13 protein-coding genes and 1 pseudogene are annotated in these 15426 nt (G+C 41.6%); 11 read left to right on the top strand and 3 right to left on the bottom strand.

The window, feature by feature from the left end:
* The 3 genes from LH47_RS12095 to LH47_RS12105 all read left to right on the top strand — a co-directional run.
* On the top strand, positions 1 to 265 hold a 265-nt coding region (locus tag LH47_RS12095; protein ID WP_043967864.1), incomplete at its 5' end, for a transposase.
* 52 nt (positions 266 to 317) lie between these two features.
* Entirely contained in the window at positions 318 to 2210 is a 1893-nt protein-coding gene (gene asnB, locus LH47_RS12100; protein WP_043967866.1) for an asparagine synthase (glutamine-hydrolyzing), read from the top strand.
* A gap of 85 nt (positions 2211 to 2295) precedes the next feature.
* Positions 2296 to 2712 (top strand): protease complex subunit PrcB family protein, encoded by a 417-nt coding sequence (locus LH47_RS12105; protein ID WP_043967867.1) that lies wholly within the window; start codon positions 2296 to 2298, stop codon positions 2710 to 2712.
* A 21-nt stretch (positions 2713 to 2733) separates the two neighbouring features.
* Here the strand turns inward: LH47_RS12105 and LH47_RS12110 are convergent, their stop codons facing one another.
* Positions 2734 to 4194, bottom strand: coding sequence for a phytoene desaturase family protein (locus LH47_RS12110; protein ID WP_052585049.1), 1461 nt, complete (start codon positions 4192 to 4194; stop codon positions 2734 to 2736).
* An 80-nt stretch (positions 4195 to 4274) separates the two neighbouring features.
* On the opposite strand from LH47_RS12110, the gene LH47_RS12115 reads away from it, so the two are divergent.
* Both LH47_RS12115 and LH47_RS12120 read left to right on the top strand, forming a co-directional pair.
* On the top strand, positions 4275 to 5684 hold the full coding sequence (locus tag LH47_RS12115) for a cryptochrome/photolyase family protein (RefSeq protein WP_084221327.1): 1410 nt from the start codon (positions 4275 to 4277) through the stop codon (positions 5682 to 5684).
* Positions 5685 to 5828: 144 nt separating this feature from the next.
* On the top strand, positions 5829 to 7259 hold the full coding sequence (locus tag LH47_RS12120) for an aldehyde dehydrogenase family protein (RefSeq protein ID WP_043967871.1): 1431 nt from the start codon (positions 5829 to 5831) through the stop codon (positions 7257 to 7259).
* Between the two features lie 266 nt (positions 7260 to 7525).
* Here LH47_RS12120 and LH47_RS15430 read toward each other — a convergent pair.
* Positions 7526 to 8280 (bottom strand): annotated as a pseudogene (locus tag LH47_RS15430) (IS66 family transposase).
* A 237-nt stretch (positions 8281 to 8517) separates the two neighbouring features.
* On the opposite strand from LH47_RS15430, the gene LH47_RS12130 reads away from it, so the two are divergent.
* From LH47_RS12130 to LH47_RS12155, 6 genes are read left to right on the top strand one after another with little or no spacing between them, the layout of a single operon-like run.
* Complete coding sequence (locus LH47_RS12130; protein WP_043967873.1) at positions 8518 to 9552, top strand: tripartite tricarboxylate transporter substrate binding protein; 1035 nt, start codon at positions 8518 to 8520, stop codon at positions 9550 to 9552.
* A 52-nt stretch (positions 9553 to 9604) separates the two neighbouring features.
* Positions 9605 to 10060, top strand: a complete 456-nt coding sequence (locus tag LH47_RS12135) for a tripartite tricarboxylate transporter TctB family protein (protein WP_043967875.1) — start codon at positions 9605 to 9607, stop codon at positions 10058 to 10060.
* 12 nt (positions 10061 to 10072) lie between these two features.
* Positions 10073 to 11590: a tripartite tricarboxylate transporter permease gene (locus LH47_RS12140; RefSeq protein ID WP_043967876.1), complete on the top strand. Its 1518-nt coding sequence runs from the start codon at positions 10073 to 10075 to the stop codon at positions 11588 to 11590.
* 60 nt (positions 11591 to 11650) lie between these two features.
* Positions 11651 to 13231 carry an ATP-binding protein gene (locus tag LH47_RS12145; RefSeq protein ID WP_043967878.1) on the top strand — a complete coding sequence of 527 codons (1581 nt, stop codon included), beginning with the start codon at positions 11651 to 11653 and terminating at the stop codon, positions 13229 to 13231.
* Between the two features lie 3 nt (positions 13232 to 13234).
* The gene (locus LH47_RS12150) at positions 13235 to 13936 is read left to right on the top strand and encodes a response regulator (protein ID WP_043967880.1); all 702 of its coding nucleotides are present in this window, start codon (positions 13235 to 13237) and stop codon (positions 13934 to 13936) included.
* A gap of 12 nt (positions 13937 to 13948) precedes the next feature.
* On the top strand, positions 13949 to 14872 hold the full coding sequence (locus LH47_RS12155) for an AEC family transporter (protein WP_043967882.1): 924 nt from the start codon (positions 13949 to 13951) through the stop codon (positions 14870 to 14872).
* Between the two features lie 74 nt (positions 14873 to 14946).
* On the opposite strand, the gene LH47_RS16875 is transcribed toward LH47_RS12155, so the two are convergent.
* A complete protein-coding gene (locus tag LH47_RS16875; protein ID WP_235341137.1) occupies positions 14947 to 15252 on the bottom strand; it encodes a GyrI-like domain-containing protein in 306 nt (101 codons plus the stop codon).
* Positions 15253 to 15426: the final 174 nt, after the last annotated feature.

Consider the following 15426-nt stretch of genomic DNA (forward strand, 5'->3'; position numbering starts at 1 on the left):
GGACAATGCGCGTATTCATCATGCCAGGATGGTGCAGGCTTTCCTTCAAAGCGAAGAAGGCGATGCCTTTCATTTTATTTTTCTACCGCCGTATTCGCCTCATTTGAATTCGATTGAACGGTTGTGGAAGTGGCTGAAAGACGAAGTCATCGCCAACGTCCTGCATAAAGATCAAAAGGACATCGCCCAGTCGATTACTCGGTTTGAACAACATGTCTTACAGCACCCAGATGAGGTATTACGCCGCATCGGGTGTGCTGCGTGAACCAGAGGTTAAAATGTCAATTTGGATGTATATAGATGGAGGAAACTGTAGGATGTGTGGTTTTGTTGGCTATATTTCTGATGTCCCGAAAGAGATAAATAGTAACTGGAAAGAAACGTTCCAAAACATGAACGATCTGATCACTCATCGTGGCCCTGATGATCATGGCTATTTTTTTGATGAATACGTCAGTTTTGGGTTTCGGCGGTTAAGCATTATTGATCTTGAAAATGGACATCAGCCGCTATGTTATGAAAATGAAAGATATTGGATTATATTTAACGGGGAAATTTACAACTACGTCGAGTTGCGTGATGAATTAATCAAGAAAGGATGTTCATTTTCTACTCATTCTGATACAGAAGTGATCGTTGCTTTATATAGTATTGAAAAAGAAAACGTGGTAGATAAACTTCGTGGCATGTTTGCATTTGTTATTTGGGATAAACAAGAAAAAGAAATTTTCGCAGCACGTGACCCATTCGGAATTAAACCGTTTTTTTATGTAGAAAAAGAAGATCATCTGTTTGTCGCTTCCGAAAAGAAAAGTATTTTATATGCCCTTGAACACGACGAATTGAATCGTGATGCTTTGCAACATTATTTAACTTTTCAATATGTTCCAGAGCCGTTGACGATGTCATCTCACATTCGCAAGCTAGAACCTGGACATTATATGAAGAAAAAACTAGGAGAGAAATTAAACATCCATCGTTACTGGAAAGCTACATTTCATCCGACGAATCAATCGGAAAGTGAACTTGTCAAAGAAATTCGACAAGCGTTGTTTGATTCGGTAAGTATTCATATGCGTAGCGATGTTCCGGTCGGCTCATTTTTGTCAGGAGGAATTGATTCTTCCCTCATTGTAGCTATTGCGAAACAATTTCATCCGCATATCAAAACATTTTCAGTCGGATTTGCGAGAGAAGGATTTAACGAAATTGATGTAGCAAAAGAAACGGCAGAAAAGTTGGGAGTTGAAAATATTAGCTACATCATTTCTCCAAATGAATATGTGGAGGAATTGCCGAAAATTATATGGCACATGGACGATCCATTAGCAGATCCGGCAGCTGTCCCTCTTTATTTCGTAGCAAGAGAAGCGAGAAAATATGTAACCGTTGTTCTTTCTGGTGAAGGAGCGGATGAATTGTTTGGGGGATATAACATTTATCACGAACCAAAATCTTTACAAATATTTGAAAGGATGCCGAATTTCATACGCTCCATTTTAGCCATGATCGCAAAAGTATTGCCAGAAGGAGTAAAAGGGAAAAGTTTTATTGAACGCGGGATTACCCCAATCGAAAAACGCTATATCGGTAATGCGAGAATGTATAGTGAACAGGAAAAAAGTAAGTTGTTGAAAATGTATAATCAACATGTATCATATACAAACATTACCGCGCCGTTTTACCACGAAACAGAAGGATATCCTCCGATTAGCCGGATGCAATATATTGATATTCATACATGGTTGCGAGGCGATATTTTATTGAAGGCAGATAAAATGACGATGGCACATTCTTTAGAATTACGCGTTCCTTTCCTCGATAAAAAAGTATTTGAAGTCGCCGCAAAAATTGCTCCGGAAATGAAAGTGAAAAATAAAACGACAAAGTATATTTTGCGGAAAGCAGCAGAAGGGATTGTTCCGGATCATGTTTTACATCGCAAAAAGCTAGGCTTTCCTGTTCCTATTCGGCACTGGTTAAAAGATGAAATATATGACTGGGCGAAACGTACGATAAAAGAAAGTGAAACAGATCATCTATTTCATAAAGACGTATTGTATCGTCTGCTAGAGGAACATTGTCAAAACAGGGCGGATCATAGCCGAAAAATATGGACGGTACTCACTTTCATGGTTTGGCATCAAGTGTATGTCGAGAAAAAATATCACTTTATGAATGAAAAAGAAAAAATAAAACTGTTCGTGTAAATGAGTCATGTTCGGAGCTCCTGTTTTACCTCGGAGCTCTTTTTTATTGCTTTCTATGCATACAATAATATAAAAAAGGGGGAATATGAAGGTGAAAAAATGGATAATTATGTTTATGAGTTTTCTTCTTTCTGCTTGTAATGTATCGAAAGCAGAGAAACAATATGCGTATAAAGAAGGAGAGTCCATCGCGTCTGAAGTAGTTACAGCCGAACAGCTCCCACAACATGTGAAAGCGTTGTATGAAAAACAACATAAACAATTTCAGGCGTATGCCGTTCAACAAGAAGATGCGACGTATGTTGTCATTCATCTTGGTGAAAGAAAGACAGGCGGATATGGGGTTGAAGTTATTGATGTGCGATACGAAAAAGGGAAGGCGATCGTCTCCTATAAAGAGCGAAAACCAGCGCCAGATGCAATTGTTACTCAAGCGTTAACATATCCGAAAGTGGCAATAAAAATAAAAACATCTGTGCCAATCGAAATAAAAAAGAAATAGCTCTATGTGTTGGGCATAGAGCTATTTGCTTGCTGAAATGCCATCCGCAACAATCCACCCTGATAATGCGCATCCAAGTGATCCTGCGCCAGGAAACACCGTGTCTCCGCAAAGCCACAATCCTTCAATATTCGTTTGTGGTGAATACGTAGATAGCAAGCTCAAGGCACCGTTTGGAATATACCCCCCAACTTTTCCGAACGCCCGATGAGTAAAACGAGAAAATGTTACAGGTGTGCCGACTAATTGAACATGTATATTCGTTAATGGGAATGTTTTGTTGACACGTTGCAATATTTGTTCTGTTAGCATCTTTTTCTGTTCATCATACGCATGACGATTCCACCAATGAAGTGGCTCGGTATGGGTCGAAATCGTTATGGAACGTTTTCCTACAGGCGCCATTTGCCGATCGAACGGTGCAGAAGCGGATAATAAAAATTGATTTCCTTCACTCATCGGTTTTGTTCGATCGACGATAAATTGGTGGTATAGGCTATCTGTCTGTAAGTCGTCGTCCGCTCCAATGTAAATGGTAAATGCCCCCCAAGCTGGGCGCTTTTTTTCTTTTTCTTCACGAATCGAAAATGTACGTTTAATAGAATCATCTAAAATGGCAAAAATACTATGGACAGAGCCGTTAAATACAACATGTTTCGCTTCATATGTTTGTTTTCGATTTGTCGCTACAAGCCAATGGCGCTGTTTGCGAATGGACACAACTTTTTCACGCATCCGTAGTTCTCCGCCAAGCTGTTTATAACGTTCAGCGATCGTATGAACAATGTTTGAAAGCCCTCCTTCAACGTAAAACGCTCCGCGATGAAATATGCTTAAGGCGACGGCGCCAAGTAAAGCGGGACAACGCTCAACCGTTGTTTGCACACTATCAACGAGTTGGCCGTTTAAAAAAGCAATGAACGTTTCGTCACGGATGCCATAATGTTGCAGTCGTTTCGCAATCGATTGAAACAAAAATGGTGTAGCGCTTATTAGCTTGCGATCTGCTTTTTGCATCGCTTGAAATAAATGTTTGATCGTTTTGGGAGGAACGATCGGTCGTTTATACACAAAGGAAAGCATCGCATCCGCCAGAGAAAACATTTCTTCAAAAAAGCGAACAATCGCTGCCCCATCTTTCGGAAACTGTCGGGCAATTTCTTCAAACCAACGTTCTTTTTGTTGGTAATATCGAATCGTTCGTTCGGAAAAATGCACGTCCATGATCGTATCTAATAAATGAACAGGAGGGGGAGACATGTCAAGCTCATGAAATAGTTGTGAAAATACGCCGCCTTCCTCAAAGCCCATCCCAAGTGTAGCGCCTGCTTGAAAACGAAACGACTGTCGTTCGAACTTTCCTGCACATCCACCGAGTTCGCTTGCAGCTTCGAGCGTGAGTGTGCGATACCCTTTTTTCGCAAGCAGCGCGCTTGCGGTCATCCCTCCGAATCCTGTTCCAACAACAATGACATCGTACAATATGTTCACCTTCTTTTTTCTTTTTATTATACAATTATTGAACAAATATTGTACAATAAAAACACGTAACATATGAAAGGATGGTATATATGCAGACAGCTGTTGTTTGGTTTCGCCGAGATTTTCGATTGCACGATCATACAGCGCTCGTTCACGCGCTTCAGTGGGCGAAAGAAAGGGAAGGAAAGCTTCTTTTTTTCTTTCATTTTGATCCTTATTTCGCTAAAGAGCGAACGTATCATCATGAATATTTTTTTCAAACAGTTGAGCACTTTCGCCAGTCATTATGTGAGTACGGCATTCACATGCATGTATTGTACGGGGATGCGGATCAAGTGTTTACTCGCCTCATTCATCATACAAATATGTGTGCGATTTTTTTTAATAAAGACGAAGTTGGGCGCGGAAAAGAGCGGGATGATTACGTTCAGGCGTTGTTACAAAGGTATGGGGTGGAAGTGTATACATATGATGATGCGCATATACATGGGACATTTGAGGTACTAAAAGCAGATGGAACGCCTTATAAAGTATATACACCATATTACCGCGCATGGCGAAAACGCCCGAAGCGTTTTCCGTTTTCAGTAGACATCGATTTGTTACGTGCTCATATGTTACATATCACGCCGCTCTCCGAACAAGATGAGCGTATGTTTGTGATGTGGCTTGCGCAATGTACGAAACGTTGGGAGCATACGAGCGAACAAGACGCTTTACATGTTTTACAGCAGTTTATCGATACGGCACTTCCATATTATCATCGAAAACGAGATATTCCGAGCGTTGTGGGGACAAGTCGTTTATCTCCACATTTAAAAACTGGGACGATTTCCATTCGCACCGTTTTTCATGCGGTTGTACAACAATTTGGCAACGGTTATGACGAAGCGGTAGAAACGTATATAAAAGAGCTAGCTTGGCGTGATTTTTATCATATGATTTATGCACATTTTCCGTTTACAAAGACGGAAGCGTTTATTGAAAAGTATCGTCATCTTCCATGGTCGCATGATGATGAACGCTTTGAAGTTTGGAAAGAAGGAAAAACAGGTTTCCCACTCGTTGATGCAGGGATGCGCCAGTTGAAAAAGGAAGGATGGATGCACAACCGTTTGCGCATGGTCGTTGCCTCGTTTTTAACAAAAGATTATTTGATCGATTGGCGCATGGGCGAACAATACTTTCAACATATGTTAATCGATTACGATGAAGCATCAAATATCGGGGGATGGCAATGGGCTGCTTCTGTCGGGACAGATGCTGTACCGTATTTTCGCGTTTTTAACCCGATTGAACAGTCGAAAAAATTTGACCGAGACGGCACGTATATTCGCACATACGTACCAGAACTTGCTTCTTTTCCTTCGGCACATATTCATGAGCCGTGGAAAAGTAACATAAAAGTCGATTATCCTGAGCCGACAGTAGACCATTCATTACAACGCCAACGAGCCATTGCATTGTTTCAAATGAATGAACGATTATAGCCTACTTGATGAAGTGGGCTTTTTTGCTTTAGTTAAATCATGGAGGATTATAAATTGTAAAAAAAGAATAGAAATAAATAGCGTCTATACTTCAGCGTGGTTATCAGCCGCTTTGATTGAGAGAGATGAGGAAGGGAGAGAACAATGATAGAAAAAAAGAAGCTGTACATTAACGGAGAATGGGTAGAAGCAGAGTCGTACACACAACTTTTGGCGCCATATGATGGAGAAGTATTGGCACACATTCCAATTGCGACAAAACAACATGTCCAACGGGCGATTGCGGCAGCGGATGAAGAACGGCGAACGATGGCGAAGATGCCTGCACATGAACGCGCGGCCATTTTAGAGAGAGTCGTGACGTTATTGCAACAGCGTGCAGACGAAGCGGCTACGATCATCGCGAAAGAAGCCGCAAAGCCAATCACAACCGCCAAAGCGGAAGTAGCGCGCACGATTCAAACGTATAAATTTGCAGCAGAAGAGGCGAAGCGAATTCATGGAGAGACGATTCCACTTGATGCTGCTCCAGGTGGGGAACATCGTGTCGCTTTTACGGTAAGAGAACCGATTGGAGTGATTGGAGCGATTACCCCGTTTAATTTTCCGATGAATTTAGTAGCGCATAAGCTAGGTCCTGCGATTGCATCTGGAAATACGGTCGTATTGAAACCCGCGAGCCAAACGCCGCTTTCTGCATATTTTATCGCGGAGTTGTTTGAACAAGCAGGATTGCCAGAAGGGGCACTCAATGTCGTGACAGGTAGCGGAAAAACAGTTGGCGATCAAATTGTGACAGATCCGCGTGTTCGCATGATCACATTTACAGGAAGTCCTGAAGTAGGAATCGCTATTCGCAACAAAGCTGGCTTAAAACGCGTGACGCTAGAATTAGGGTCAAACTCAGCCGTCATTATTGATGAGCAAGTGGACGTTGATCGAATCATTCCGCGGTGTGTCGTCGGTGCTTTTTCTTTTCAAGGACAAGTGTGTATTTCCTTGCAGCGTATTTATGTGCATGAAAAACGGTATGAAGAATTCGTTGAAAAGTTTGTGACAGCGGTGAAGCATTTGAAAGTCGGTGACCCGCTTGATCCGAAGACAGACGTTTCGGCTCTTATTTCTGAAAAAGATGTGGAGCGTTCTTTACAATGGATCGAGGACGCGAAACAAGGAGGTGCTACCGTTGCAATTGGTGGAGAGAGACAAGGAAATATTTTGTTGCCGACAGTCATTTTAGACGCATCACCAGCATTGAAAGTATCATGCCAAGAAGTGTTTGCACCGATTGTGTTGATTAATAAAGTTTCATCCGTCGACGAAGCGATTGCACTTGTCAACGATTCGCGCTATGGGTTGCAAGCAGGCATATATACAGAGAACGTTCATAACGCATGGGAAGCGGCAGAGAAACTACATGTCGGCGCGGTTCTTATTAATGACATTCCAACGTTCCGTGTCGATCATATGCCGTACGGTGGGGTAAAAGAAAGCGGATTTGGACGCGAAGGTATTCGTTACGCAATCGAAGAAATGACAGAGTTAAAGCTGATTATCTTCAATCGGAACCGGTAAAAACTTAACATGCTCGGGACTGTCCGAAAAGTAGTATTTAATCCCGAAATCTAAAAAAAGCAAACCCAAAGAATGCTGTAAAATCAACATTCTTTGGGTTTTAATTTTGTCATTCTTCAAATTACTGCATTCTAGACAACTGTTAGGATAGAGCGTATCTTCTCGAATTATTTCATAGTTTTCGGGTTTATTCTTGTAACTATTCACCCCGATAGTAGTATGTAAAAAAAAAGCATAAATAGGGCATCTCTGTTACAGAAAATGCCCTACGTGTTAGAAAGAGCTTGAGCGAGTGTTTCGCCTGTTAACAGAAGACACAGCGAGTCCCACACGTTTTTTTCTTGCTTCGTGAGTGTGGAAACGATGCTCCTTGTGATACGAAAAGACTAGGCGAATGTATCTTCACGAAACGTGCCGGAGATGTTCTCTTTCACTTTGACCATGCCAAGATCTCGTTTTGCTTGGTTATTGTCAAAGGGAACATGAGCTTCTCGCAAAAAACGAAGCGCTTCTTCCTTTCGTTTTTGAAGCCGTCGAACAAAGGCAAGTGCCTTTTTCGGGAGAGGTGTCATCGTTTCCAATCGGTGCTGTACTTCCGCTAAGATGCGATCAACTTGACGGACATCGACCTTGAAAGGCTTGACTTCACGCAAAGAAGTCCCACATCCTTGACACATGTTCACACGATGGACGACACGATGATATGGATGTTCCACTTGACGGAGCGTCGTTCCATGATGTCCTTCTTGTCCACCTGGCTTTTTGCCAGATGGCTCGCGTGAAGAACGTGTGTTGGCAAAACGGTCGGAGGATGGGGGCAAATGGCTATTGGAGCTGTTTTTTTTCGTGCTTCCAGCTCTTGAATACGATACTTGAGTTGTTCATTTTCTTTGCGTAGTTGCTGGATTTCTGTCAAAAGCTGATCGATGACTTGTTGTTGATGAGCAATCAACTTTTTTTGTTGTTGGACTTTGCCGATGAGGCTCTCTACTGTAAATACAGCTTGTTGTACCGTCAACATGCGATTCGCCTCCCTGTCTATGAGTATTCACATCATAGACAAGAAATACAAAAAATGTTCAGCCCACTTGATCATGTGGATGAATAGTTACTTATTCTCCAAGTTAAAGGATCATTTCACTGTTTTGTGCACAAAATGCACAAAATTATTTTTATTTTCAAAAACTTATTTTTCAGAAAATTGTTGCTATAATTACTTTCGAATATGTAAACGTTATCAAAAACAAGGGGGAAGAAAATGGTGAGAAAATGGGTCAGTTGGTTGGTTATAGGGTTGGTTGTACTAATTTTTAGTGCGTGTGGAAGCAGTTCCACAACAAAAGAAGCGAATACGACAACGAAAGCATCAGAAAAATTGAATTATCCGACGAAACCGATTGTGATTGTCGCACCTTCAGGGGCTGGAGGGGGATGGGATTTAACCGCACGGGCGATTACGAAAGTATTAAGTGAAACGAATTTAGTGAAGCAGACGATGACAGTTGAGAATAAGCCGGGTGGTGGGGGAGCAGTGTTTATGGCAGAGTATGCCACCCAAGATACAAAAAATGATTATAAGCTATTTGTAAATTCTCCACCGATTATTATTAACAACTTGAAAGCGGAAGGAAATAGCCCGTTCGGCTATAAAGATACTACTCCGCTTGCCCAATTAACGAAAGACTATGGAGCGATTGTTGTCAAAGCAGATTCTAAATTCCAATCATTAGCTCAGTTGCTTGCTGAAATTAAAAGAGACCCAAAATCTGTAACGGTTGCTGGTGGATCGGCACCAGGTTCAATGGATCATTTAGTGGCAATTCTTCCGATTTATAAATCAGGAATTGATCCGAAAATGGTCAAATACGTTTCATACGATGGAGGCGGCGAAGCGATTGCAGCTCTTCTTGGCGGAAACGCAGACGTTATTGCGACAGATGCTTCTTCGGTTGGCGAGTATGTGAAAGCAGGGAAAGTGAAAGTGCTTGCTGTTTCTGCGCCGGAACGCCTCGGTGGAGATTTGCAAGACGTTCCGACGATGAGAGAGATTAATATTGATGCAGAGTTTACGATTTGGCGAGGGGTGTTCGGCCCGAAAGAAATGTCTGCAGATGCGAAAAAGTTTTGGGAAGAAACGTTCCAAAAGCTAGTAGAGAACGACCAATGGAAACAAGAACTAGAGAAGCAAGGATGGCAGTCAGACTACAAAAATGCAGAGGAATTTACAAAATTTTTACAAGAACAAGAAACATTAATTAGTGATATGTTAAAGTCGCTTGGCATGCATAAATAAATGGACGGGGGAGTTTTCTTCCCCTTTTCTAAATCGAAAGGAAGGTGTGGCGATGAGCAAAACGTTTGACCGCGTCGCGGCTTTGACGTTTTTAGCAATAGGAGTATTGTTTATGATAGAGAGTTTACAAATTTCAAAGAGTACCTACGGAAGTGTAGTCGGTCCGAACGTATTTCCATTTTTGTTGGGACTTATTCTTGTAGTGCTTAGTATTAAGTTATTATTCGAAACGATCGGGTATCCGTCAACTCGCGGGGAAAAGCAACGGTTGCAATATAAAAAATTTTGGATGATATTCATCTCCGCCATTTTTTACGCTATATTACTTGAACCAATCGGATACGTAATTACCACGTTTCTTTTTCTTATTATCGGATTTCAGACGGTAGAAAAAGGTTCAATATGGAAGTCAATCGTGATTGCTGCCTGTTTTTCGTTCGGGGTGTACGGACTATACGTGAAGATGTTGCAAGGTACGTTGCCAAGTTGGCCGATTTGGTTGAAGTAAGGGGGAACGAGTGTGGCATTTCTTCTTGAAGGATTTCAAACGGCATTGCAGTTGCATAATTTATTTTTTGCCTTTCTTGGTGTAGTGATTGGAACGGCTGTCGGCGTTTTGCCAGGAATAGGCCCGATGAGCGGGGTGGCGCTGTTAATTCCTGTAACAGCCTCCATGACATCAGGGCTCAATCCAGCACAGGCTGCAACAAGTTCCATTATTTTACTTGCTGGTGTGTATTATGGAGCTATGTATGGAGGCTCAACGACTTCGATTTTACTTAATACGCCTGGGGAATCGTCATCAGTTGTCACCGCGCTTGATGGGTACCAAATGGCGAAGCAAGGAAGAGCGGGTTCTGCATTAGCCATTGCAGCAATTGGTTCGTTTGCAGCTGGAATCGTTTCTCTAATCGCCCTTGTGTTGCTAGCGGAACCCCTTTCGAACGTAGCGCTAAAGTTCGGACCAGCAGAATATTTTTCGTTAATGATTCTTGGGCTGGCAGCAGTCAGTGGACTTGCTGGGAATTCAATGACGAAAGCTTGGATGATGACGGTTTTTGGATTATTGCTTTCAACGATTGGGCTTGATAGTGTATCAGGAGTAGCACGGTTTACGTATAATATTTCGTTTCTTTATGGAGGATTGGAATTTTTAACAGTTGCGGTTGGGCTTTTCGCGCTTGGGGAGGTGTTTAAAGCCATTCTCCATAACGAGCAAAATAATGACGGTATTGCAAAAATCGGGAGGATTATTCCGTCAAGGGAAGAATTAAAAGAAAGTACGGGTCCGATTGCCCGCGGCTCACTCCTTGGGTTTTTGGTCGGAATATTGCCCGGAGCCGGAGCTACGTTAGCTTCTTTTTTCTCTTATATGTTGGAAAAGAAAATAAGTAAACATCCTGAGAAATTTGGAAAAGGAGCAATCGCTGGAGTTGCTGCACCGGAATCCGCGAATAACGCAGCTTCCGGTGGAGCAATGATTCCTCTTTTAACATTAGGAATCCCAGGTTCAGGAACGACTGCGATATTAATGGGGGCATTGATGATGTATAACGTTCAACCCGGGCCGCTGCTTTTTGATGAACATCCAGATGTGGCATGGGGCTTAATTGCAAGTATGTTTATTGGAAATATTATGCTTCTTATTTTGAATATGCCGCTTGTCAAAATATTTGCTAAAATTATTGAGACACCAACTAAATATTTATTACCACTTATTATTGCTATTTCTATTTTCGGTGTATATGCTGTTCAAGTTACAACATTTGATATTTTTCTGTTGCTTGGTTTCGGGGTGTTAGGATATTTGCTTGCTGCGAATGACTTTCCACTTGCACCACTTGTATTAGGTCTTGTGTTAGGACCGATGATTGAAAATAATATGCGTAGAGCACTTACAACATCGAATGGGGATTTTTTTGTATTTATTGAAAAACCGATTTCATTTGTTCTGCTAATCGCCGCCATTTTATGGATTGTTGTTCCGTTTATAATGAAATTAAAAGGAAAATCGGTCATCGTAAACGAAGATATGTAAAAATGGAAGACTTACTGCGTTAAGCAGTCGGTCTTTCTCTTTTTTCTAAAGGGTGGTACGATGAAATTACAAACGAAGCTTATTATTATCATTTGTTCATTAATTATTGTCGTCATTGTGTTTTTATCACTGTTTTTTCAGCATATGCTAGCCTCCACTTTAAAAGAACAGATTGGATTGCGAGCATTGAACGTAGCGGAGAGTGTAGCGGCTGTTCAATTAGTAAGAGACGCTTTTCAACAAAAAGAGCCGCATAAACAAATTCAGCCGTTTGCTGAAACGATCCGTCGGAAAACAGGCGCAGAGTATGTCGTCGTCGGCAATAAAGAAGGAATTCGTTATTCTCATCCGGTGGAAGAGAGGATCGGGAAAAAAATGGTTGGTGGAGATAACGACGAGGTTCTTCAAGGAAAATCGATTATTTCAGAAGCTGTCGGTTCACTTGGACCAGCCATTCGCGGGAAAGCGCCGATTTTTGATGAATCTGGCCAAGTGATTGGGATTGTGTCGGTCGGGTTTATGCTCGAAGATATACAAAAAATCGTTCGGGCGTATACGGTGAAAATTTTCCTTTTTTCGATTATTGCGCTATTACTTGGGGTGGTTGGTTCTGTACTTATTGCCCGAACGGTAAAACAATCAATTCACGGATTAGAACCGAAAGAGATCGGGATTCTTTACCAAGAAAAACAAGCGATATTAGAAGCGATTCGTGAAGGGCTTATTGCGGTTAATCAAGATGGTATAGTGACAATGGTTAATAAGACGGCAATGGAGATGTTGGGATGTAAAATGGAGGAACATCTCCTAGGAAAGTATATTTTGCACCTTATCCCTCATTCCCGACTGTTAGATGTGATGAAAACGGGCAAAGCAGAGTACGACGTGGAAATGGAAATAGGGGAACAAACGGTGATTGCTAATCGCATTCCCATTGTCGACAAAAAAGGTGCTGTCATCGGGGCGGTGTCGACGTTTCGTAATAAATCCGAGCTTTATCGACTAGCAAAAGAGTTGTCTCAAGTAAAAAGCTACGCCGAAGCACTTCGGGCGCAGACGCACGAGTTTTCTAATAAACTTTATGTTATTTCTGGGTTAATTCAGCTAGAATCTTATGAAGAAGCGCTAGAGCTCATTACAAAAGAAACAAACGTCCAACAAGATATTGTCCGGTTTGTCATGAAAGAAATTCCTGATCCTGTCATCGGGGGATTGTTAATCGGAAAATTTAACAAAGCAAGCGAGCTAAAAATTACGTTTGACATTGATCGGCAAAGTAGTTTTCGTGATATTTCTAATATTGACCGTGACCACCTTGTCACCATTATCGGAAATATTATTGATAATGCGATGGAGGCGGTCGTAGAAAACGGTCGGGAAGAAAAGCGTGTTACGGCATTTTTTACCGATCTTGGCGAGGATTTAATTATTGAGGTCGAGGATACAGGAGTAGGGATTGCGGAAGGATTAGAGTTGGAAATATTTAGTAAAGGATTTTCCACAAAACCTGGGAAGCATCGCGGATATGGGCTTGATTTAGTTCAAAAATCGTTAGCAGCATTGCAAGGTCATATTACGTATCATACAGAAAAAGGAAAAGGAACTGTCTTTACCGTTGTGATTCCAAAGCGGAGGAGATGAGAGATGCCAAAACCGATTCGAGTCCTTATTGTAGAAGACGATAAACGAATTGCAGAAATTAATCGGAGATTTGTCGTGCGAGTTCCGGGATATGAAGTGGTGGGGATCGCTACGAATGAACAAGAAGGAAAAGAATTTATCACCGTACTTCAACCAGAATTAGTTTTATTAGATATTTACTTTCCAGATATGCATGGTTTGCATTTATTGAAGTGGATACGGGAGCATTTTATGAATATTGATGTGATTGTGATTACGGCTGCCCGCGAAGTTGATTCGTTGAAGCAAGCGATGCGTGGAGGAGTGTTTGATTATATTATTAAACCAATTATGTTAGAACGATTTACAGAAACATTAGTTCGATATAAAGAGTATCATGACAAAATGCAGCTGATGACGAAGGAAAAAGAGATTATTAGTCAAGAAGAAATTGATGAACTGATTCGTAGAGACTACGTATTAAGTGATGCGAGTGACGAGCTTCCAAAGGGAATTCATCGATTGACATTAGAGAAAGTGTTAACTGTGATGAAGCAATATCATGATGGGGTAACAGCAGAAGAAGTCGGGAAATTAATTGGTGCAAGCCGAACGACTACGAGAAGGTATTTGGAATATTTGGTATCTGCATCTATCGTCATCGCAGACGTTTCTTATGGAACCGTCGGAAGACCGGAAAGAATTTATCGGTTAAAAAGGAGTTAAGGAGGATGTTCATTGGACATTTTCATCCGCATTGTGATTGATGTTATTTTGCCGCTATTTTTATTGATTGGCGCAGGGGCTTATTTGCATCGGTTGTTTCATTTTGATATGAATACGTTGTCGAAAATGACGACGTATTTTTTGCTTCCAGCTGTTGGTTTTGTGAACGTGTATAAAAGCGATATGAAAAGCGAGGTGTTGTTTCACGTTCTTTTCTTTCTCGTTTTACAAAACGGTACGCTCATTGCGCTTAGCGCTGCCATGGCGAAATGGCTAAAGCTTGACCGTAGTCTAGGAGCAACATTTCAAAACACAATCGTGCTTAATAACTCCGGCAATTTCGGCATCCCGGTTAGCCAGCTCGTATTTCGCCATGAACCGTTAGGGATGTCGATTCAAATTGTTGTAACGATTTTCCAAAACTTTTTAACGAACACATACGGCGTGTTTCAATTTATTTCGGCGAGTGAAAATAGGGAGAAAATAACACGTGACATGTTAAAAAATCCGATTATTTATGCACTCGTTCTCGCTGTTATTTGGAAGTTGTTTGATATTGCCGTCCCAGCATTTATTTGGCGCCCCCTTGAACATGTAGCTGATGCTTTTTTAACGGTTGCCTTGGTGACGCTAGGTGCTCAACTTGCATATATGGATGTGAAACGTATTCCGCGTCTCATGTTTATAACGATTTGTAGCCGCCTAATCTTATCGCCCTTCATTGCTTTTTTGATCATTTTACTTTTACATATGGAAGGAATTACAGCTCAAGCGTTGCTTATTGCTAGTGCATATCCTTGCTCGCGAAATACAGCATTGTATGCATTAGAATACAATCATCATCCAGCATACGCCGCTCAAGCTGTATTTTTATCTACCTTGCTTAGTCCATTGACGGTAGCAAGTGTGATCGGCTTTGCACATTTGTATTTTTGATTATGTGCATGTGCCAAAGGAGTCTCCAGCGATATGTGCTCCTTTGGCATGCGTTGGCGTTCTTTCATTTGTATTTATTTCTGTTTAATTGGAATCCATAGTTCATTTTCTGGATGATGATTTGGTGGATAATAGCATTCAATCAAAGGGGCATGGGCAAGTTCATAACGAGAAGCAGGGAGCCATTCGGAATGTAGTCGTTTCCATGCTTCATCTACATTTGGGATGACCGCCCATGTGTCGTGTGTAATTGTTATAGTGTGAGTAAAATATTTGTGGGTGACATTCAGGAATGATTCCCCGACGAGGGTTGCGAACTTTTGTTCGCGACGCTCGTCGGGGCCACCAAGCGAAGCGCGGTAGAAAAAAGCAAATGTCATGCAAAAAGGACTCTCTCCCTGCTATGATGGTGATGACCAACATCAATAAAACAGGAGGGAGAGAGTCCATGAAACATTTTACCACAGAATGGCCTTTATTAAAAGAGCTGGAGGAACAATTAGTCAGAACTCTTCAAAAGGTGTTCGCTGTCTTGTTGGCGGCCCTTTTGGAGG

Source organism: Anoxybacillus thermarum, from assembly GCF_000836725.1.
Classification (GTDB): domain Bacteria; phylum Bacillota; class Bacilli; order Bacillales; family Anoxybacillaceae; genus Anoxybacillus; species Anoxybacillus thermarum.

What these genes read in the sequence shown, in the direction of transcription:
- LH47_RS12130 (WP_043967873.1), top strand. Translation starts at nt 8,518, where the DNA reads ATGGTGAGAAAATGGGTCAGTTGGTTGGTTATAGGGTTGGTTGTACTA.
- asnB (WP_043967866.1), top strand. Translation starts at nt 318, where the DNA reads ATGTGTGGTTTTGTTGGCTATATTTCTGATGTCCCGAAAGAGATAAAT.
- LH47_RS12115 (WP_084221327.1), top strand. Translation starts at nt 4,275, where the DNA reads ATGGTATATATGCAGACAGCTGTTGTTTGGTTTCGCCGAGATTTTCGA.
- LH47_RS12135 (WP_043967875.1), top strand. Translation starts at nt 9,605, where the DNA reads ATGAGCAAAACGTTTGACCGCGTCGCGGCTTTGACGTTTTTAGCAATA.
- LH47_RS12120 (WP_043967871.1), top strand. Translation starts at nt 5,829, where the DNA reads ATGATAGAAAAAAAGAAGCTGTACATTAACGGAGAATGGGTAGAAGCA.
- LH47_RS12145 (WP_043967878.1), top strand. Translation starts at nt 11,651, where the DNA reads ATGAAATTACAAACGAAGCTTATTATTATCATTTGTTCATTAATTATT.
- LH47_RS12150 (WP_043967880.1), top strand. Translation starts at nt 13,235, where the DNA reads ATGCCAAAACCGATTCGAGTCCTTATTGTAGAAGACGATAAACGAATT.
- LH47_RS12105 (WP_043967867.1), top strand. Translation starts at nt 2,296, where the DNA reads ATGAAGGTGAAAAAATGGATAATTATGTTTATGAGTTTTCTTCTTTCT.
- LH47_RS16875 (WP_235341137.1), bottom strand. Translation starts at nt 15,252, where the DNA reads ATGACATTTGCTTTTTTCTACCGCGCTTCGCTTGGTGGCCCCGACGAG.